Annotated in this window: 18 protein-coding genes; 12 read left to right on the top strand and 6 right to left on the bottom strand. The window is 59.8% G+C overall.

Features of this window, described 5'->3' with window-relative positions; translation table 11 throughout:
- Positions 1–76 precede the first annotated feature (76 nt).
- Genes CFB02_RS15400 through CFB02_RS15390 form a run of 3 tightly spaced genes read left to right on the top strand, consistent with a single transcriptional unit; the run spans position 77 to position 2,992 of the window.
- Positions 77–1,468, top strand: a complete 1,392-nt coding sequence (locus CFB02_RS15400; protein WP_088558701.1) for a succinylglutamate desuccinylase/aspartoacylase family protein — start codon at positions 77–79, stop codon at positions 1,466–1,468.
- A gap of 44 nt (positions 1,469–1,512) precedes the next feature.
- Positions 1,513–2,481, top strand: a complete 969-nt coding sequence (locus tag CFB02_RS15395; protein ID WP_088558700.1) for a DMT family transporter — start codon at positions 1,513–1,515, stop codon at positions 2,479–2,481.
- Positions 2,474–2,992 carry a carbohydrate-binding protein gene (locus CFB02_RS15390; protein ID WP_088558699.1) on the top strand — a complete coding sequence of 173 codons (519 nt, stop codon included), beginning with the start codon at positions 2,474–2,476 and terminating at the stop codon, positions 2,990–2,992. Before CFB02_RS15395 ends, CFB02_RS15390 begins: the two co-directional genes overlap by 8 nt.
- Here the strand turns inward: CFB02_RS15390 and CFB02_RS15385 are convergent.
- Entirely contained in the window at positions 2,986–4,191 is a 1,206-nt protein-coding gene (locus tag CFB02_RS15385; RefSeq protein ID WP_088558698.1) for a MalY/PatB family protein, read from the bottom strand. The genes CFB02_RS15390 and CFB02_RS15385 overlap by 7 nt on opposite strands.
- Before the next feature lie 211 nt (positions 4,192–4,402).
- Here CFB02_RS15385 and CFB02_RS15380 point away from each other — a divergent pair, with 211 nt between their 5' ends.
- Positions 4,403–5,290, top strand: coding sequence for an AEC family transporter (locus tag CFB02_RS15380; RefSeq protein WP_088558697.1), 888 nt, complete (start codon positions 4,403–4,405; stop codon positions 5,288–5,290).
- 16 nt (positions 5,291–5,306) lie between these two features.
- Positions 5,307–6,197, top strand: a complete 891-nt coding sequence (locus CFB02_RS15375) for a prenyltransferase (RefSeq protein WP_088558696.1) — start codon at positions 5,307–5,309, stop codon at positions 6,195–6,197.
- Here CFB02_RS15375 and CFB02_RS15370 read toward each other — a convergent pair.
- Positions 6,187–7,830: a methyl-accepting chemotaxis protein gene (locus CFB02_RS15370; protein ID WP_088558695.1), complete on the bottom strand. Its 1,644-nt coding sequence runs from the start codon at positions 7,828–7,830 to the stop codon at positions 6,187–6,189. The two genes, CFB02_RS15375 and CFB02_RS15370, sit on opposite strands and share 11 nt — an antisense overlap.
- A gap of 223 nt (positions 7,831–8,053) precedes the next feature.
- Between CFB02_RS15370 and CFB02_RS15365 the strand changes: the two genes are divergently transcribed.
- From CFB02_RS15365 to CFB02_RS15345, 5 genes are read left to right on the top strand one after another with little or no spacing between them, the layout of a single operon-like run.
- Positions 8,054–10,561 carry an acyl-CoA dehydrogenase gene (locus CFB02_RS15365; protein ID WP_088558694.1) on the top strand — a complete coding sequence of 836 codons (2,508 nt, stop codon included), beginning with the start codon at positions 8,054–8,056 and terminating at the stop codon, positions 10,559–10,561.
- A 25-nt stretch (positions 10,562–10,586) separates the two neighbouring features.
- Complete coding sequence (tsaA, locus tag CFB02_RS15360; RefSeq protein ID WP_088558693.1) at positions 10,587–11,081, top strand: tRNA (N6-threonylcarbamoyladenosine(37)-N6)-methyltransferase TrmO; 495 nt, start codon at positions 10,587–10,589, stop codon at positions 11,079–11,081.
- 44 nt (positions 11,082–11,125) lie between these two features.
- The gene (locus tag CFB02_RS15355) at positions 11,126–12,154 is read left to right on the top strand and encodes an iron ABC transporter substrate-binding protein (RefSeq protein WP_088558692.1); all 1,029 of its coding nucleotides are present in this window, start codon (positions 11,126–11,128) and stop codon (positions 12,152–12,154) included.
- Between the two features lie 14 nt (positions 12,155–12,168).
- The gene (locus CFB02_RS15350) at positions 12,169–13,149 is read left to right on the top strand and encodes a FecCD family ABC transporter permease (RefSeq protein WP_014578735.1); all 981 of its coding nucleotides are present in this window, start codon (positions 12,169–12,171) and stop codon (positions 13,147–13,149) included.
- Entirely contained in the window at positions 13,149–13,937 is a 789-nt protein-coding gene (locus tag CFB02_RS15345; RefSeq protein WP_088558691.1) for an ABC transporter ATP-binding protein, read from the top strand. The genes CFB02_RS15350 and CFB02_RS15345 overlap by 1 nt, the downstream gene beginning before the upstream one ends.
- Positions 13,938–13,942: 5 nt before the next feature.
- Here CFB02_RS15345 and CFB02_RS15340 read toward each other — a convergent pair whose 3' ends face one another.
- Positions 13,943–14,890: a LysR substrate-binding domain-containing protein gene (locus CFB02_RS15340; RefSeq protein ID WP_088558690.1), complete on the bottom strand. Its 948-nt coding sequence runs from the start codon at positions 14,888–14,890 to the stop codon at positions 13,943–13,945.
- 228 nt (positions 14,891–15,118) lie between these two features.
- On the opposite strand from CFB02_RS15340, the gene CFB02_RS15335 reads away from it, so the two are divergent.
- A complete protein-coding gene (locus tag CFB02_RS15335) occupies positions 15,119–16,069 on the top strand; it encodes a DMT family transporter (protein ID WP_088558689.1) in 951 nt (316 codons plus the stop codon).
- On the opposite strand, the gene CFB02_RS15330 is transcribed toward CFB02_RS15335, so the two are convergent.
- The 3 genes from CFB02_RS15330 to CFB02_RS15320 form a co-directional block, all read right to left on the bottom strand.
- Positions 16,026–16,481: a hypothetical protein gene (locus tag CFB02_RS15330; protein ID WP_088558688.1), complete on the bottom strand. Its 456-nt coding sequence runs from the start codon at positions 16,479–16,481 to the stop codon at positions 16,026–16,028. The genes CFB02_RS15335 and CFB02_RS15330 overlap by 44 nt on opposite strands.
- A gap of 207 nt (positions 16,482–16,688) precedes the next feature.
- Positions 16,689–18,377, bottom strand: a complete 1,689-nt coding sequence (locus tag CFB02_RS15325) for a phosphoethanolamine transferase (RefSeq protein ID WP_088558687.1) — start codon at positions 18,375–18,377, stop codon at positions 16,689–16,691.
- Positions 18,378–18,452: 75 nt separating this feature from the next.
- On the bottom strand, positions 18,453–19,019 hold the full coding sequence (locus CFB02_RS15320) for a gamma-glutamylcyclotransferase (protein ID WP_088558686.1): 567 nt from the start codon (positions 19,017–19,019) through the stop codon (positions 18,453–18,455).
- Between the two features lie 249 nt (positions 19,020–19,268).
- On the opposite strand from CFB02_RS15320, the gene CFB02_RS15315 reads away from it, so the two are divergent.
- Positions 19,269–20,078: a substrate-binding periplasmic protein gene (locus CFB02_RS15315; protein WP_088558685.1), complete on the top strand. Its 810-nt coding sequence runs from the start codon at positions 19,269–19,271 to the stop codon at positions 20,076–20,078.
- Positions 20,079–20,087: the final 9 nt, after the last annotated feature.

The raw sequence follows: 20,087 nt of genomic DNA, 5'->3' as shown, positions 1-20,087 counted from the left end.
ACCTTTGTCACAGCGGTGTTCATGACCGACAGGGGCACTCTATCCTTGAGCGCACACTGACGAACCGTGAGGAAATATGCTGTTTGAGCGGCTTCAAAAACCGTCCCCCCGGATCCTTCTGATCGCCCTGGTGATACCCTGGCTGTCGGCACCGCTTTTGGCCGAAACCGATTCGGCAAAGGCCGGCAAGAAATCCGAAGTGCTGGTTGCCGAACTGGCCGAGGACGAAAGCGTCGAGGACGTTGAGCAGTCGGCTCCCTTGCAGACCAAAGGGCAGACCCACAAATCCCGGAAACCGGAAGCCCCACGGGGCGGGGCCGGTGTCGATACGCCCTCGGCTGCGTCACGGAAAGTGGCGCCGAATATCGATCTGAAACAGGTGGCACCGCCACCGGAAGCCCAGGTTTCAACGCCGGCCGACACGGATGCGGATGCCGCCGAATCCGAGGTCATGGCAACCGAAGCGGTGGCCGAACCTGAGCCGCAACCCGAACCCGAAATTCGCGAGGGCAAGGTATTCACCCTGCTCGACAACGATGTCATGCCGGGCACGTCTACCCGTCTGGCCTGGACGCCAGGCATCCAGATTGCCGGCCTGTCCCAGGCCACGCCGGTACTGGTGGTTAACGGTATCAACGCCGGCCCCACCCTGTGCCTCACCGGCGCCGTCCATGGGGACGAACTGAACGGCATCGAAATCATCCGCCAGACCATGTACGACCTGAACCCCGAGAAGCTCTCGGGCACTGTGGTAGGCGTGCCGATTGTAAACCTGCCTGGATTCCAGCAGGGCAGCCGCTACCTCCCCGACCGTCGGGACCTCAACCGGCATTTCCCGGGCAGTCCCAACGGCAGCCTGGCGGACCGGATTGCGCATTCACTGTTCGAAAACGTGATTCGCAAGTGCGACATGCTGGTGGACATCCATACCGGCTCACTGAAACGCACCAACCTGCCGCAACTTCGCGCCGACATGAACAATCCGGATGTGGCGGAATTTACCCGCGGCTTTGACCGCATGGCGGTGGTGCACAGCTCGGGCTCTGCAGGCATGTTGCGCACGGCCGCCGTGGAAGCCGGCATTCGAACGGTCACCCTGGAAGCGGGCGAATCCCACCGTATCCAGCAACACCAGATCAGCGCCGGCGTTAACAGCCTCACCAGCCTGATGGAGCGACAGGGCATGATCTCCCGAATGTTCGTGTGGGGCGATCCGGAACCCGTCTACTACGATTCCGACTGGATCCGGGCCGATCACGGCGGGATCCTGTTCAGCGAAATTGAGTTGGGGGCCAATGTATCGGAAGGTGAGATTCTCGGTTACGTCTCCGACCCGATCACCAACGCCCAGCACCCCATCCGGTCCACCAGTGATGGCCGCGTGATCGGTATGGCCGTGGACCAGGTCGTGATGGCCGGTTTCGCCGCCTACCACATTGGTACGGAGGCAGAAGTTCCCGGAGAGTAGTATGCTAGGCTTTTTTCGGGCATCACCAACCCAGAGGAGCCTTTGTGTCTTCCGAGAACGCCGGAGTTTTATCACGTATTCCCGGCCTGGCCTACATCGGGCTGGTTCTCACCCCGCTATTCTGGGCCGGCAACGCCGTGGTGGCCCGGGGTACGGTCGAGAACATCCCGCCGTTATCCATGTCGTTCTGGCGCTGGGTGATCGCCCTGGCTATCCTGCTGCCATTCGGGCTTCCCGGTATCTGGCGCCACCGCCAGGTTATCCGCCAGCGCTTCGGTTCCATGCTGGCACTGGCGACCTTCAGTGTGGGAGCCTTCAATACCCTGCTGTATCTGGCGGCCACCACAACCACCGCGACCAACATTGCCCTGATCAACGCCACCATTCCCATTTTTGTCGCTCTGCTTGCCTGGATCCTGCTCGGCGACCGAACCCGGCCGATTCAGGCATTGGGAATCGCGCTGGCGATTACTGGCATCGTTACCGTGATTGCCCGCGGCGATCTTTCGGTGTTGACCCGTCTCCAGGCCCAACCCGGCGATCTGATCATGGTGGCGGCAGTATTCAGCTGGGGCCTGTTCTCGGTGCTACTGAGACGACAGGCAGTGCCTCTGCCAGCACTGACCTTTTTGACCACGCAAATTCTTCTGGGCACGATGGTTGTGCTGCCCTTCTACCTGACAGATCTGATTTTCTTCTCCGGAGGCTTCGAGCTGTCAAAAACCACGGCCATGCCGCTACTGTACTTCGCGATCTTCCCGGGGATCCTGGCCTATGGATTCTGGAACCACGGTGTGCATAAAATTGGCCCGGCCAGAGCAGCCATCTTTATGTACCTGACGCCTGTCTTTGCCTCAATTCTTGCGGGCATTTTCCTGGCCGAGTCCCTCGGATTGTTTCACATTATCGGAGCCGTGCTGATTCTTGCGGGACTGGTGCTGGCGACACAAACCCGAGTTCGCACGAACCACCCACTCTCAAAGCAGCAAGCAAAAGGAGAAACCCATGGTTGAACTCACTCTCAGTAACGCTCGCGGCTTCTTTTGCCTGATTCTGATGCTGTTGACCGCGAGCCTGTCGGCACCGGCTGCGGCAGAACCCTGCGATCCGGAGACAGCCAAGTGGAACCCCGAGCATTATTACCCCGAAGATGCCGTGGTTTTCCATAAAGGCCACTGGTACGAATCCAGAGAGATGCACAAGGGACTGGAACCAGGCATCACGTTTGACTGGAACAAGCTTGACTCAGTGCCCGACTGTAGCAACCGACCCGAGAGCGGAAAGCAGGCAAAGGGCAGCGACAAACAGAATGACGGCAAATCCCATCGCGGCGAAACCGCCTCCGGAATGTGCGTAAAGCCGGAACAATGGCTGTTTTCGAAAAGCTATGAAAAAGGCGACCTGGCCAGTCACGGAGGACAGATCTGGGAAGCCACCGGGCCAACTCGGGGGGACATGCCAGACATGGACGAGCCCCCTCACTGGAAACTGGTTGAAGAGCACTGTGCCCTTCAAAATCAGTGATCTGACACGTCCCTGTCCAGGGCCGCTTCAATGCGGCCAATGACCTCCTCAAGAACCGACCTCGGGCAGCCGATATTCAGGCGCATAAAGCCGCTGCCCGGGTCTCCGAAGGAAAGTCCGGGATTCATGCCCACACCGGCCTTTCGAACGAAAAAGCGTTTCAGACCCGCATCGTCCAGACCCAGCTCGCGGCAATCCAGCCACATAAGATACGTGCCCTCCGTAGCAGAGACCCGAATGCCGGGGAGGCGCTGGCCGACCGCTTCCACCACGTAGTCCCGGTTTGCCTGCAGGTAAGCCATCAGATCGTCCAGCCAGGGACCGCCATGGCGATAACCGGCCTCAAACCCGGCAATGCTGAACGGATTACACTGGGGCAGATGCATCGATTCGAACACCGCCTTCATGGCCTTTCGCCGATCCGCATCCGGAATCACCAGAGCCGACAGTCCCAGCCCGGGCATATTGAAACTCTTGCTGGGAGCCACCGCCATGACCAGTGCGTCGTCAGGGCCGGCCAGGTTGGCCAGCATCGTATGACGGGGTTTGTCGGGAAAGATGAGATCGCAATGGATCTCGTCGGACACCACCACCAACTGGTGCCGACGCGCGATATCCAGCACCGCCCTCAGTTCTTCCTCGGACCACACCCGGCCGACCGGGTTGTGCGGTGAACACAGCAGCAGGACTCGAGCATCGGGACGCGCTGCACACTCTTCAAGATGATCCAGATCCATGCGGTAGTGGCCGGGGTCCCCTGTGTCCGGATCCTCGGGCACCAACGGGTTCTCGATCACCACCCGGCCACTGTGCCGCACCGAACTGAAGAACGGCGGATACACCGGCGGCTGAATAATCACACCCTCGCCAGGCCCGGCGTAGGCCATGCATGCGGCATTGATCGATGGCACCACGCCGGGTGCCATCAGTATCCATTCCCGCTGAATCTCCCAGCCGTGACGGTTGGCAAACCAGTCAATCATCGACTGATAAAGACTGTCCGGAAACAGGGTGTAGCCGTAAACCGGATGTGCCGCCCGCTCCGCCAATGCGCGGGTAACCGCCTCAGGGGCTGCAAAATCCATATCAGCAACCCACACCGGAATCACCTCCTCGGTGCCAAAAACCGCCTGGCGGGCATCGAACTTGACGGAACAGGTATTCTCACGGGAAACCGGGTCATCGAAAGGGCTGGACACAAGGACTCTCCAGAGCAGATATCAGTATTGGAAACCGGTATTGTGGTGGGCTCATCCAGGCACCGCAAGCGCCCGCCCGAACACAACCATTGTGTTCATCTCCGGCTTTGGTCGAACATCGTCGATTAACACTTGCCCAGATGGGCCGATACTTGCGAACCTAACGGTTTATCCAACAAAAACTTCCAAACTTTCTCCCGGAGCCTGTTCAATGATTGGCCAGATCCTGTCCACCATGTTGCCGGTGTTTTTGATCGCTGGTTGCGGCGCCCTCTATGGCCGTTATCGGACGCCCGATATCCAGGGGCTGAACGTTCTCAACATGGAGCTGTTTGTGCCCATGCTGGTCTTTGCCGTTCTCGCCGACCAGCAGGCTCCGCTGCAGGAATATGCCCGGCTGGCATTGGCGGCCACCGTGGTCGTGCTCGGATCAGGTATTGTTCTCTACCCGCTGGCCAGGGTTCTGAAGCTGAATCTGAAAACCTTCCTGCCGCCAATGATGTTCAACAACTCCGGCAACATGGGGATCCCGCTGCTGGTGCTGGCGTTCGGTGATGAGGCCCTTCCGGCGGCGATCGTGCTGTTTATTGTGGAAATGCTGCTGCACTTTTCGGTGGGGCTTTACATGCTTGACCCCCACACCTCCATCATCAAACGGCTCAAGCTGCCCATCGTATTTGCCAGTATTGCCGGACTGTCGGTGAATCTCGGGGGCGTACCCCTGCCGGAATGGCTGCTGGAAACCCTGAACATGCTGGGGGGAGTCTGCATCCCGCTGATGCTCTTTGCCCTCGGGGTACGCATGCTGGATATCGATTTCAGCGACTGGAAGCTGGGCATGCTGGGAGCCATTGCCTGCCCCGCCAGCGGCCTGATACTGGCCTGGCCGATGATTGCGGTTCTGGATCTTCCGGGCATGCAGATAGCCGCGCTGTGGGTATTTGCGGCCCTGCCACCGGCTGTACTCAACTACATGGTGGCGGAACAGTATCGTCAGGAGCCACACAAGGTCGCGTCGCTGGTATTATTGAGCAACCTGGGCAGTCTCATCGTTATGCCGGTTGTGCTCGGGCTGGTGTTTGCCGCCGGCTACGTTTGATCAGAGGAAGGACCCGATGTCTGAAACCGTTGCGGTGGTGCGCGCCTCCCGCCCGAACTTTCTGATACTCGCACCACTGTGTGCCGGTCTCGGTGTGGCCCTGGCCTGGCAGCAGGGCGCATCGCCGGCCCTGATTGACACCTTGCTGGTTCTGATTGGCGCCCTCCTGGCCCATGCCGCCGTTAACCTGCTCAATGAATACGAAGATTTCATCTCCGGACTGGACCTGATCACCCGGCGCACGCCTTTCTCCGGCGGCAGTGGCGCTCTGCCGGAGGTTCCCTCCGCCGCCCGGCAGGTCCTGTTGGCCGCATCCGGAACGCTGGCACTGGTTGTGGCCATTGGCCTCTACTTTCTCTGGCTCCGGGGCCTGCCCATGCTGGTGCTGGGTGCCGCAGGCGTGGTGCTGGTGCTTACCTACACCCGCTGGATTACCCGTTCGCCACTGATCTGCCTGCTTGCTCCCGGGCTGGGATTCGGCCCCGTGATGATCCTGGGCAGCCTGATTGCCATGGGGGCACGGCTCGATGCTGCGGCCGTTGCGGCCTCTGCCATCAGTCTGCTGTTGGTCAGCGAGCTACTGCTGATCAATCAGATTCCGGATGCCGATGCAGACCGGAAAGTCGGCCGGCGGCATCTGGTCATTACCATGGGCCAGCCGGCCGCTGCCCGCCTGGCAGGCCTTCTGTTACTTGGCAGCTACGGCCTACTCGGCTCGGCAATCTGGGTCGGCTGGTTGCCGACCTGGACGGCTATCGCCCTTGCGCCATTACCGGCAGCGGTCTGGGTTAGCACCAGGCTGCGGGGCGCCCTGAGCAACCCCGCACAGTTGAACACCCTTCTGGGCATCAACGTCGCGGTGCTGCTGGCCACTCTAGCGTTGTTGATCTGCGGGCTCAGCCTTTAAACCGGAAGACGCTGACCCGCGAACGCAGCTGCCCGGCAAGCACCGCCAGATCCCGGCTGGCCCCGGCCACCTGCTCGGAACCGGCTGACGTTTCCACCGTGGCGTCGTGGATGCGGCTGATGTTGCGGTTGACCTCTTCTGCAACGGAACTCTGCTCTTCCGAGGCACTGGCAATCTGGGCATTCATGTCGTTGATTGAACCAACCTCATCGCGGATTCGAGCCAGGGCAGCTTCCGCCTCGCTGGTCTTGTCGACCGTGTTACGTGCCAGTTCACGACTGCTTTCCATCACGTTGGCCGCCTCGCCGGCACCGGTCTGCAGGTTGCCGATCATTTCCTGGATCTCCCGGGTGGAATCCTGGGTCCGCGACGCCAGAGAGCGCACCTCGTCCGCCACCACCGCAAAGCCCCGCCCGTGAGTGCCCGCGCGGGCGGCTTCAATGGCGGCATTGAGCGCCAACAGGTTGGTCTGTTCGGCGATGGCATTGATCACTTCTATGATCTTTTCGATATTGGCGCTGTCCTCAGACACCCGCTGAACGGTCTGCGTTGCCTGTTCCAGGGTTTCCGCCAGCTCTCCAATGGAGGCCGCGGTGTCCTGCACCACGCGATTCCCGCTTTCAACCTCGGTATCGGCCTTCTGGGTAGCGGTGGCCGCGCTGGCCGCGAAACCTGCGACCTCATTCACCGTGGCAGCCATCTGGTTCACAGCCGTGGCCATCTGTTCCGCTTCGCTGGCCTGCAGACGGATCTGACGACTGTTGTTGTCGGACGTCGCCTCCAGTTCAGAAGACGAGCTGGACAGTTCCTCCGCCGCTGAGCGGACCTCCCGGATAATGCCGCCCAGTCGCTCGACGGTATCCTGCAACGCGCCCATCACGCTGTCCGGGTAGCGGGTTTGAATATCCTGGTCGAGCTCTCCGTCAGCCAGCTGGCGAATCGCCTGGGCAACATCCTCCGGCTCACCGCCAAGAATTTTCTTCAACCTACGGATGATCACCAATGCCACAAGAGCACCCAGAACGACCGCAAGCCCCGTTACAGACAGGTTCAGGGCGTTAAATGTGCTTGCCGCCTCACGCACTTCATCAACACCGGTGGTCACCACGTCTTCCTGGTAATTGATAAAGGCGTTGACCCGTTTGAGCCACTCCGAATAGGCGCCGGAGACATCGCTGAGAAGAAATGCCCTGGCCTGATCGATGTTGCCGGCCAATCGCAGCTCGAGCAGTTCATCCGTTAACGTGAGGGCCCTGAGTTCAATGTCTTTTATCGCCGCCAGCAGTTGCTTTTCCCGGCTGGTAGCGCCTTCTTCCCGGAACATTTCATCCATGGGGCCAGCGGAATCCCGGTAAAACGCCTTCAACCGTTCGATGTCAGCGAGGTGTGTTTGCAGGTCCCGCTCGCTCTCCACCAGCACCGCATCCCGGATGGCTATCGCCCGATCGTGGACACTGCCGCGAAAGTTGATCGCGTACCGCTGTTTCACGGCAGCGCCATCACCCACATCGGTCAGGGTCCTGTCGATGAAACCGACCCGCTGGTTGCCAATCAGACTGACCGCAATTACCAGAGACAGAATCAGTCCAAAACCAAGGGCTAGGCGTTTCGCAACGGTGAAATGACCAAACATCAGTAGGCTCCGGGGCAGATCTTTATTGAATGAGCCTATGACTTCTTTAAAAATGGCAGATTGGATCAATCAATAGAGCCTTCACCCCCGTTTTTTGACAATCCTTTTCATTACTGCAATCAATCTTTACATCTCACGCCCCGAGCCCTTGCAACTGCCTGAACTTTAACCGATGGTTAAAATAGCTTCTGAGCAATTGCATTCACGATACGGAGGTCTCCCCATGAGTGTTCTTCTCCTGCTGATCAGTGCCCTGGTGCTGATCTATCTGGGTATCGGCGGCACCACAGCCGCTGCCGTCATGTCTCTTGCGACCGTTGTGGGCCTGTTCCAGGATGAATGGCATCTGATCAGCATTCTCTGCGGCGGTGTGCTGCTAGCCCTGGCGTTGATTCTGGTTATTCCTGGCGACTTGCGTCTAGACAAGCTCAGCCGCCCGCTGCTCGGCTGGGTACGCAGCCGACTGCCCAAACTCTCGGACACCGAAGCCGAGGCCCTGAAATCCGGCTCGGTCGATTGGGACGGTGAGCTCTTTTCCGGCAAGCCCAAGTGGAACAAGTTGCTGGATTCCAAACCAGCGCATCTAACCAGCGAAGAGCAGGCCTTCCTGGACGGCCCGGTGGAAAAGCTGTGCGCGATGCTCGACGACTGGAAGATCACCCACGAGCAGTACGACCTGCCGGACAAGGTCTGGAAGTTTATCCGTGAGAACGGCTTTTTCGGCCTGGTGATTCCCAAAGAAGACGGCGGCCTGGGGTTCTCCAACACCGCCCACTCTGAAATCGTGATGAAGATTTCCACCCGGAGCGTATCGGCTGCCGTTACCGTGATGGTGCCCAACTCCCTCGGCCCGGGCGAGTTGCTGATGCACTACGGTACCGATGAGCAGAAACAGCATTATCTGCCCAGACTGGCCGGCGGCGACGAGATTCCCTGTTTCGCCCTCACCTCCCCGGTGGCCGGCTCCGACGCCGGCGCCATTCCAGACAAAGGCATCGTCTGCAAGGGCAAATGGAACGGCAAGGAAGTGCTGGGCCTGAAAGTCACCTGGAACAAGCGCTACATCACCCTGGCCCCGGTGGCGACACTGATTGGCCTGGCCATCAAGGTCTATGATCCGGACAAACTGCTGGGCGATTCCGATGAAATCGGTGTGACCTGTGTACTGGTGCCCAAAGACACGGATGGCGTCAACGCCGGCGCCCGCCACCTGCCCATGAACACCGTGTTCATGAACGGCCCGACCTGGGGGACGGACGTATTCATCCCCATGGATCAGGTCATCGGCGGCCAGGACATGCTCGGCAAGGGCTGGACCATGCTGCTGGAGTGCCTGTCCATCGGCCGCTCCATCTCCCTGCCCGCCCTGGGCACCGGCGCCGGCAAGGTGGCCAGCCTGGCCACTGGCTCCTACGCTTACACCCGCGAGCAGTTTGGCCGCTCCATCAGCCAGTTTGAGGGCGTGCAGGAAGCCCTGGAGCCCATCGCCGGCTACACCTACATGATGGACGCTGCGCGGCTACTTACCTCCGGCATGCTGGACCGGGGCGTGCGGCCCTCGGTGCCCTCCGCCGTGCTGAAATACCGCAACACCGATCTGATGCGGGAAGTCATCAACCATGCCATGGACGTCGTTGCCGGCCGGGGCGTGATCACCGGTCCCCGCAACTTCCTGGCCCGGGCCTACCAGGCGGTCCCCATCGGGATCACCGTCGAGGGCGCCAATATTCTCACCCGCAGCCTGATGATCTTCGGCCAGGGCTCCATCCGCTGCCATCCTTATATTGTTGAGGAAATCGAAGCGGCGGGCATGGAAGATGAGGATAAAGCGGCCAAAAAGTTCGACGGCATTTTCTACCGTCATCTGGCGCACACCACCCGCAACGCCCTGCGAGCGCTGCTGCTGGGGCTGACCGGCGGCTTGATAGAATCGGTTCCGCGCCATGGCAATATCAAGTCCAGCTACCGCCAGCTGGCAAGGTTTTCGGCAGCTTTCGCCCTGATGACCGATGTCACCCTGCTGACAGTTGGCGGCGGTCTCAAGGCCCGCCAGCGGCTTTCCGGCCGCATGGCGGACTGCCTGGTGCAGCTCTACTACGCCACCGCAGTGATCAAGCAGTGGCATGAGGAAGGTTATCCCGATGATCAGCGGCCTCTGGTGGAATGGTGCCTGCAGACCTGTCTGCACGATCTTCAGGGCTCCATGCGCGAAGCCATCATCAACTTCCCGGTACCGGCACTGCGCTGGCCCCTGCGCCTGCTGGTGTTCCCGCTCGGCGCCACTGGCCTGAACGGTCCGGACGACAAGTTGGGCGCACAGGTCGCGAAATCCATCGTCAAGGACACCCCGGTACGCCAGCGCATCAGTCGCGGTGCCTACACCACCATGGACCCGGAAGATCCGCTCGGGCGGGTGCTCAATGCCTACAAGCTGGCCAACGAGACCGCGGACATGCGCAGCCGGCTGCATGACGCCATGCGTAACCGCGATGAAGACGAACTGGGCGGCATTGACCTGTTGATGGGGCATCAGCGCAAGGAACTGGTTGACTGGGCCTGTGCCCAGGGCGTGGTCAAGGCAGACGAGTGCGACAAACTCCTGGAAGCACTGGAAGCGCTCTATGATGTGATCCGCGTCGATGCCTTCGATGCCGACGGCCTGAAAGCGCTTTCACGCTGTGCCAAGGGCAAACGCAAGGTGGTCGAGCGCCCACCCAGAGAAGAGAAATGACGAGCAATAAAGCGGGGGACAGTCGATGAACGATCCTGGTGATTTGCGTCCGAATGAGGAGGCCTTGGCACTTGAACCGGCCTCAGATGCAACGCTGCGATTCATCGGCACCATTCATACCCCCTGGCGCGATCGCAAGGACTGCCCGCGCCAGGGCCGCCTTGACGGCCCGGAGTGCCAGCTGGTTCTGGACCCTGTTTGGCACAACGCGCTGGCGGGGCTCGAAGACTACGACACCATTGAGGTGCTTTACTGGCTCGACCAGAGCCGCCGGGACCTGATCCGGCAAAGCCCCAGAAGCGACGGCCAGACCTTCGGAACCTTCGCCCTGCGCTCCCCGGTGCGACCCAACCCGATTGGCACGTCCATGGTCAAACTGGTTCGTATAGAAAAAGGAACGCTGATCGTGCGCGGCCTGGACTGTCTGGACGGCACCCCGCTGCTGGACATCAAGCCAGACCGCTGCGCCTTCAGCCCGAAAGCGCCGCCGAAACCCGGGGATGAGGTCATACAGTCCTGACGAATAGTTCGATCCGAGCATTGTGCACGCCAGAGGTGGTCATCTTGCGATTCATCGTTGTCCTTCTCGTTCTCTTATCCCTGTCCGTCGATGCCCGGACCGTCGTGGACAGCGCCGGCCGCAGCGTTGAGATTCCGGACGAAGTGGACACGGTCTTTGCGGCCGGGCCGCCAGCGGCCATCCTGCTGTATATCGTCAAGCCCGAGGCCATGACCGGCTGGCCCCGGGCCCTGCGGCCGGACGAGCGCGAGTTCATCGCCGAACCCTATCGGGACCTGCCGGAAACCGGCCGGCTGACCGGCCGCGGCGGCGAAGCCAACCTGGAGCGGGTGCTACAGAGCCAGCCCGACCTGATCCTGGATTTTGGATCGGTGCGCGACACCTATGTGGACCTGGCCAACCGGGTGCAGGACCAGACCGGCATTCCCTACCTGCTGATCGACGGCCGCTTCGAGAACACCCCGGAGGCACTGCGGGTTGTCGGTGAAGCACTGGGCGTGCCCGAGCGGGGCGAAGCCCTGGCCGAGGATGTAGAAGCTACCTTCGCCCGAATCGAACGCATTCTGGAGACTGTGCCGGAGGGCGAGCGGCCCAGAACCTACCTGGCCCGCGGCCCGGATGGCCTGGAAACCGGCACGAAAGGCTCCATCAACACCGAGATCATTGAGCGCGCCGGCGGTCGCAACGTGGCCGATGACGACGGCGCCACCCGCGGGCTGGTGCAGGTCTCGATGGAGCAGATGATCACTGCCAACCCGGATACCATTGTGACCTGGGATCCGAATTTCTACGGCAAGGTGTTTGACGATCCGCTCTGGCAGGGGATTGATGCGGTGCAAAGTGGCCGCGTTTACCTGTCGCCCTCCTTGCCGTTCGGATGGATCGACCGGCCACCATCACTCAACCGCATCATGGGGCTGATCTGGATGACCGGGCTGCTCTATCCGGACGATTGGGAAGGGAACCTGCGGGCAGAGACCCGCGAATTCTATCGCCAGTATTACCACGTCAATCTCAGCGACGATCAATTGGGGAGGCTCCTCCAGTGGACCGAGGGTCGCTCCGGGGAATAGCCCGGCCAAAGCCGATGATCTCGCTGGGTGCAGGCCTGACCCTCGGCCTGACGCTGCTGGCGTTTGGCGCCGTGATGATTGGCCCCTACAACCTGACCCCGGGCCAGACGCTAGCGGCGCTGTTGGGTCAGGGTGATACCCAGGCTCAAATCGTCGTCTGGAACATCCGCCTGCCTCGGGTAGCGGCGGCGCTGCTAGTGGGCGCGGCCCTGGCGGCCGCCGGCGCCAGTTACCAGGCGCTGTTCCGCAATCCCCTGGTATCGCCGGACATTCTGGGCGTTTCTGCGGGCGCAGGTCTGGGTGCGGTGGCCGGCATATTCCTGTCGCTGCCAGTGGCGGCCATCCAGGCGTCCGCTTTTGTCGGCGGCATGCTAGCGGTGGGCTTCGTCATTCTGGTTGCCTCGCTGGTGCGCAACACCGACCGAACCCTCACCCTCGTGCTCATCGGGGTGGTGATCGGCGCCCTGGCGGGTGCGGCCACCTCACTGCTGAAGGTCATGGCCGATCCCTACGATCAGCTGCCGGCCATTACCTTCTGGCTGCTGGGCTCCCTGGCCGCCACCACCACCGAGGACATTCTGCCGACCCTGCCAATGGTCCTGATAGGCCTGGTGCCGCTGGCCCTGTTGCGATGGCGCATCAACGTGCTCAGTCTTGGAGACGAAGAAGCGCGGGCCCTGGGGATCGACGTGTCGAAAACCCGGTTTCTGGTGATCGTGGCCGCCACGTTGATCACCGCCAGCGTGACCGCCCTGGCCGGTGTGGTCGGTTGGGTCGGTCTGGTGATCCCCCATATTGCCCGCATGCTGGTAGGTCCCGGCTTCGGCCGGCTTTTGCCCACCTCCGTGCTGATCGGCGCCGGCTACCTGCTTGTCGTGGATACCCTGGCGCGAACCATGGCCCAGGTAGAAGTCCCCCTTGGCATTCTCACGGCCGTCATCGGCGCACCATTTTTCGTCTGGCTGCTGGCCCGCGGCCGGCGCGGGTGGTCGTGATGCTGGAAGCCCGTGAACTGGCCATCGGCTACGGCCGGACTCGAATTGGATCCGGCCTGAACCTGAGCGTGAACCAGGGAGACATACTCTGCCTGTTGGGCCCTAACGGGTGCGGCAAGACCACCTTTTTCCGGACCCTTCTGGGCCTTCTGCCGGCACTGTCCGGAACTGTATCTCTGGGGAACAGGCCCGTCGCCAACCAGACCCCGGCCACCATCGCCCAGCAAATTGCCTACGTGCCCCAGGCACACGCGCCGCCTTTTCCGTTCAAAGCTCTGGAGGTGGTTCTTATGGGCCGGACCGCACGGCTGGGCGTGTTCGGGCAACCGGGGCACCACGATCGGGAAATCGCCCATAACGCCATGGATCGACTCGGCATTGCCAACCTCGCCCACCGTGACTACTCGCGCCTGTCCGGCGGACAGCGCCAGTTGGTACTGATTGCGCGGGCATTGGCCCAGGAGGCACCTCTGATCGTCATGGACGAACCCACCGCCAGCCTGGATTTTGGCAACCAGGCCCAGGTGCTGATGCAGATCGCCAGCCTCGCCCGCGACGTGGCTGCCCGAGGCTGCGGCGTGGTGCTGTCCACCCACGATCCGGACCAAGCCTTCGCTCTCGACGCCCGGGTGCTGCTCATGAAAGACGGCCACGAACTGGCGCAAGGCGCCGCTCGCGACGTACTGACCGGCCCCAACCTGAGTGACGTGTACGGCCTTCCCGTTGCAGTGGAAACAACCTCCTCCGGGCGGAAGGTCTGCATGCCGGCGCTGACCAGCCATCATTAGAGCCGTCAGGATGCCCGCAACCGACTCCTGATGGCCTCATCCACCAGCCAGCGTCGCAGGGTCTGGATGCCCCGCTCCTGCCGTCGACTGGTCTTCCAGGCAAAATAAAAAGTGTCACCGGTTGCTACCGAATGCGCCGGCAAACGCACAAAATCCTCCGAATCCCGTCGGGTACTCAGCATGTAATCGTTGGTCAGGGCCACCCCCTGGTGGAACCTCGCCGCCTCCAGCGCCAACAGCATGTGGCTGAAGTGCTGCACCCGAACGCCACCGGGCAGGCGCTCACCCACTGCGTCATACCAGGCTTGCCAGTCCCCGGTGGCACGGTCAAAAATACTGTGGGTCGATAGCAACGGAAAGCGCGCCAGCTCTTCAGGCGACAACGGCGGCTCATCCCGCACCTCCAACTGATCATCGCGACCGAGTTCCCGCCGCATGCGCTTCCAGTAATCCTGACTGCAGACCGGAAACAACCGCTCCTCATACAGCTTGTCATAACTGAAAGCTGCGGCATCCGTCCGGATGGTGATAAAGCAATCCGCCACCCGATCCGACAACACCGGGTTACCACTACTCATCTCAAGCGCCAGATCCAGCTGGGGATGCAGCCGCTGCAAGTAAGGCAACCGTGGCACCAGCCAGCGCACGGCAAACGAGCTGAACACCGACAAGCGCAGGCGCGACTCCTCATGCCCCAACAACTGCTCACTGGCCCGCTCAATCTGCAACAGCGCTGAACTGACCGCATCCAGGTACTGCCGGCCCTCATCGGTCAGCGACAGCGTCCGTCCACTGCGCCAGAACAACTGCTCGCCCAGGTAGGTTTCCAGCTGCTTGATCTGATGGCTGACGGCATTCTGGCTCACCGCCAACTCATCGGCAGCGAGTGAAAAGCTGTTGAGACGGGCAACGGCTTCGAAGACAGGCAGGGCTTTCAGGGGTGGCAGCTTCATTATCTAATTTTCTAATAGCACGTGAATATTGATCATTTTATCGGATATTAGCACTCAAATAGAATTCCTGAGCCAGTTAGGGGAGCCCGGGCAGGAACTGGCTTCCGAAAATGCTCGGAGCCAGGGAAGGCGGAGAGCAAGCGTACATGGATGTACTCGCAGCGGTTTTCGGAAGCCATTTGCTGACCGGGCTCATGCACCCAAAGTTGAAGAATTGAGGAGAAAAAAATGTCAGGAAAAACCGTAAACAGCGCCATCCTGCTGCTGGTGATCGGCAACGCCATGGCATTGATCTCTGACGTGTTCATCAAACTCCTCGAACCCGGCGCCCCGGTGTTCCAGTTTGCCTTCCTGCGCTGCCTGATCACCCTGGCACTCCTGCTGCCAATGGCCGGGCAACTGGACCGGAAAAACCTGTTCGCCGGCCTGAAAATCCACACCTTCCGGGCCCACATCCACCTGGCCGGCCTGCTTTGCATGGTAGTCGCCCTGGCCAACCTGCCGCTGGCGACCGCTAACGCCGTGTTCTACGCCGCGCCCATCCTGGTGATGGTGCTCTCGGTATTCCTGTTCCGGGAAAAGCTCACGCCGCTGAGTGTCAGCGCTGTGTTCAGCGGCTTTGCCGGCATCGTGCTGATCCTTCGGCCGGTGGAATTCAACTGGGCGGCCGTGGCGGCGCTTGGCTCTGCCTTTGCCCTGGCCATCAACGCCGTGCTGGTCCGAAAACTGCCGAAACAGCAGAGCACCGCTCACAAACTGTTCCTGAATTACCTGCTGATTCTGCCCGCAGCGGGTGCACTGGCCTGGTGGGAAGGCGCCCAATGGGATTCTGGCATCCTGATCGGTGCCATGGGCTCCGCGCTGTTTATTCTCGGCTACAACATCACCGTACTGCTGGCCTATCGGCAGGTGGATGCCAACCAGGTCACCAGTGCCGAATACACGGGCCTTATCTGGGCCGTAGGGATTGGCTGGATCTGGTTCGGTGAAGTGCCCGACCTGTGGTTCCTGGCTGGCAGCCTGATGATTGTGGTGCCCCTGCTGCTCATTGGTCTGCAGCACCGGCGCAAGGAACCTGCAAGGGGGTTCAACCCGGTCCCGGAGCAACAGGGGCGCCGGAACCAGGAGGAATCATTCAGTGCCGGGAAGATTCAATTAGCACGTGAGTGTCGTGAATAATCCGACCGATACGGGCCTCCGGCGGCAATCCGTCACCATAGCCGAGTTTGATGCGGTAATGGCCCGAATGGTGACGGTGCCAGTCGCGCCGACGATCGTATCTGTCGCGATAGACATCCCGCTTGTGTTTCTTGCCCCATCCGCGCTTGTCACCGTGGTACCTGTGGCGATCGTGGTACTTCCGGTCCCATTGATGCTTCTTGTAGTGCCGTGGTTTGTGGTGATGCCGATGGTGACGGTCCTCCCGATAGTGGGCCTGCAGGAACTTTTTCTGGTGGCCCGGGGGTAGCGCACTCCCCCGCTCATGGTGCGGTTGCCAGCCATGACCGCGGCGGTCATCGTCACCGGCCATCACCGGAGCCGATGCCATCAGGAATGCCGTTACCAGGCTTCCGATCAACAGTCGCTTCATGATGATTCTCCCGTTCTGCTCAGAGACAGATCTCGCATCCGGACCCCGTGCCGGATGCCTCTGAACCCAGATTATCGAAGCGGGAGCGAATGTCAGTGCCTTGGGGCCGGCTTTGCAGGATCTTTACGCAAGGCCCCGTCAGCTTGACGTTTGAGTGGCCGGTAGTGTCGTATTTTTTGTCAGAAGGTGAAGAAAACGTTCGGCGCCTCAGGTGGTTCTGCAGTCCTCGAAAATATTGAGCGATGGCTTGATCGCCCCGGTCTTCACATTCATCAGTCCCAGCATGGAGGAGAACAGGTTGTCGTGGCTCAACGGTTGCGATGCGATCCGGTTGACGCACTCGGCATCAATCCGGTTATCCATCCGGAAACCGTCTGACAACCACACAACCATGGGCACATGGGTCTGGGCCTCCGGCGCCAGCATGTAGGGAATACCGTGCAGGTAGATGCCACCCTCGCCCAGTGACTCGCCATGGTCAGAGACATACACGAGGGCCGTGTTGTAATCCGCCTGCATGGATTTCAGCATGCGCACGGTTTCCCCAAGCAAGCGATCGGTTACCAGAATACTGTCATCGTAGGCGTTGATGATGGCCTGCTGGTCACAGCTCTGCAGTTCATTGCTCTGACACTCGGGCAGGAACTTTTTCTGGTCCGGTTTGCTGCGCTTGTAGTACTCGGGACCGTGACTGCCAAGCTGATGCAGCACCATGAAATGGTCATGGTTGTCTGCGGCATCGAGCTGCTGATGGGCACCCTTCAGCAGTACCAGATCATCACAGTACTCGCCCTGGCAGAGGTCGGTATCCTCCGGACGAACGGTCGGAATCCGGTCACACATGCCCTTGCAGCCAGAGTTATTATCCAGCCAGGTACTGACAATGCCGGCGCGGGTCATGACATCCAGGAAGTTATCACTGTTCTTGGCCACGGCTTCATCGTAATCCGATCTGCCCAGCCACGAGAACATACAGGGCACCGACAAGGCCGTTGCGGTCCCGCAGGAGGATACCCGGGGAAAATTGACCAGTGTTCCGCCCGATTGCCGGGCCAGTTTACTGAGCTCCGGGGTGGTATCGCGCTGATAGCCATTCAGACCAAAATGGTCTGCGCGCGCAGTTTCACCAAGAACGAAAACCACCAGATTGGGTCTGCTGCGATCGGAAACCGGGAGAGAAACCGTCGCATCCAGCCCCACCTGCTGGTATTCCTGGGGAAACTGCGCCGCAGCCACCTTGCTACCCAGCGATGCCAGGGCAGCAACACTGTTCACCGGCACCACAAGATCCTTGATGTCGCGGTGATTACGGAACGTTGAAGCCATCTCCTGATAGCTGGTCAACGCCAGTACCAGAATCAGAGCGATATCAACAATGATCGGGGCCAGCCAATGGGTGATCCTTTTCAGGCCCGCAGGCCAGCTCACGCGTGCCAGAAAGAGCAGCACAACCGGAATCACAAAAAAGAGCGCCATGTGCACAAGCAGTCCGAGGCTCAGCAGGCCGCGAGCCTCCTGCACATCGGTTTCGAACACGTTCTGCAGCATGTGCTTGTCGATCAGCACGCCATACGCGTTCATGAAATACCCACTGAGCGCTGCACTCAAAAACAGAAACACCAGTACCGGCTTCAGGATAAATCGTGCCGAAAACAGGCTGATCAGGAGATGGTTGACCAGCAGCAGCAAAAACGCGAGTTTGAACATCAGCATCGGCTGATCAAAGCCGACGTATCGATCAATGGCGGTGTAGAAAGGAACGTTATACAGAGCGGTCAGGGCAAGGGCGCTGATCAACACCAGCCAATGCGGTTTGATTGCAGGCCATTGAAACCGACCGGTTCCGCTATGCACAAACGGCTGCGCGTGAAGAGTGGGTTTTGAGGACAAGCCCATGGGATTTTCCGGGATAAGTGTGATTCAAGGTCTGGTGAGTGTGCTCCCCGAACCTTAAAGCAAACTTAAACGGACTTAGCTCAACTCATCACGCAGGTGGGATTCGATGGCAAAGGTGTGCGGGCAATCGGCACCCATTGCCCTCAGGGACTCTGCAAGGCGCAAGAGATAATCGGCATTCGGGCCACTGGGGCCTGAGGCAGAAGCAATCTGGCGGGCAATATCTGCATCCGGCGCGTGGCCCAGGAAGGCTTCGTTGTCTTCGGTGGCAATGTAAACCAGGCCCTCGGCATGGCTGCCATCATCGAAACTGAGCGTGATGCTCAGGCGCAGATAGCCGTTCTTTTCACGGACATCCAGGTGCTCGAACACCTTGGGCGATACCCGAAAGGCCATGCCCTTGCAGACAGCATTCGGCTTTTCTACCAGGGTAACCACGCGGCCGGGGGCCTCCGGTGTGCCCCGATGATCGTGGGAACCCTGCCAGAACCGACGCTCCCACCCTCGAATCGAGGCAGGGCGTTGCTCAAGAAAGGGGAAGTCGACCTTGTAAATCAAAGAGCCGTAACCAAACAGCCAGACCGACTCCACGCCCGAGAAATCGTGCTTTTTGCGATTGTGCTCAATGGTATTTGCAGACATCAGGCATCCTAAAGAGAAAACATACCCCTCGCGAGATACTAGTGTCTCTCATCAAGGAATCCTCTTATTATTGAACTTAACGGATCGACGAACGATCCATGCAGTTATGTGAGCCGCCGTTTCGCACCAGACTGCCTTTAACTCGCGCATGCTGATAGCTGGCGCAGCAGCTCGAACTGGGCTTTCGATTTGGCAGGCTTACTCGACACGTACACTAACTGGCCAGCGGTCAGAAATTAGACTCGGCTTATGAAGACTCGAAAGTTTATCACGGTGATTGGGGCTGTCGGGATGTTCTGGGCGTGTTGCGCTCAAGCTGATCCCGGAAAGCACCTCGATATCAGTGTCGGCGACTGGCCACCATTCTTTATTGAAGAGGAAGCGGGCCAAGGATCCGTCGCCCGCCTGGTCAGAGACATATTTGCCGAAGAGGGCTATACGGTAACCTTCCATTTCCGGCCGTGGCAACGCGCTTATCGCGAAGCAGCCTTAGGTAATCATCACGCCACCGCTATCTGGATGTATGCTCCGGAAAGAGAGCAGGATTTCACCTACAGCGACCCGGTGATGAAGGAGCGATTTGTGCTGTTTTATTTGGAGGATGAACCACTTGAGTGGAAAAACCTTTCTGACTTATCGGACCTGAGGATTGGCACAAGTATCGGTTACAGCTATGGGCCTGACTTCGATACCGCCGTGGACAACAAGCTGCTCTCCGTCGATCAGGCGGCTTCAACTGTTCTGAATTTTAGAAAGCTGTTATTTGGTCGTATCGATGTTTTTCCGGAAGAGATCAACGTGGGATATTACATCCTGAACCGGGAAATCGGCCCAACGGAAGCTCAGAAGGTAACCCACCACCCGAAGCCTATTCTCGAGAACGAAAGTTTCCTGTTATTCCCTAAAAATGAGCCTGCAACGCAACGCCTGGTCGAAGCTTTTAATCGGCAACTTGCCAAATTCAGAAGCAACGGGCGGTACGACGACTACTTTGATATCCGCCCAAAAGCCTCGCTGAATTTTCAAGAAGAAGTTCCGACCCCCGAATCCACCCGGTGAATCTGATAA

This window comes from Marinobacter sp. es.042 (assembly GCF_900188315.1).
Classification (GTDB): Bacteria; Pseudomonadota; Gammaproteobacteria; order Pseudomonadales; family Oleiphilaceae; genus Marinobacter.
This window is presented reverse-complemented; position numbering and strand designations above follow the sequence as displayed.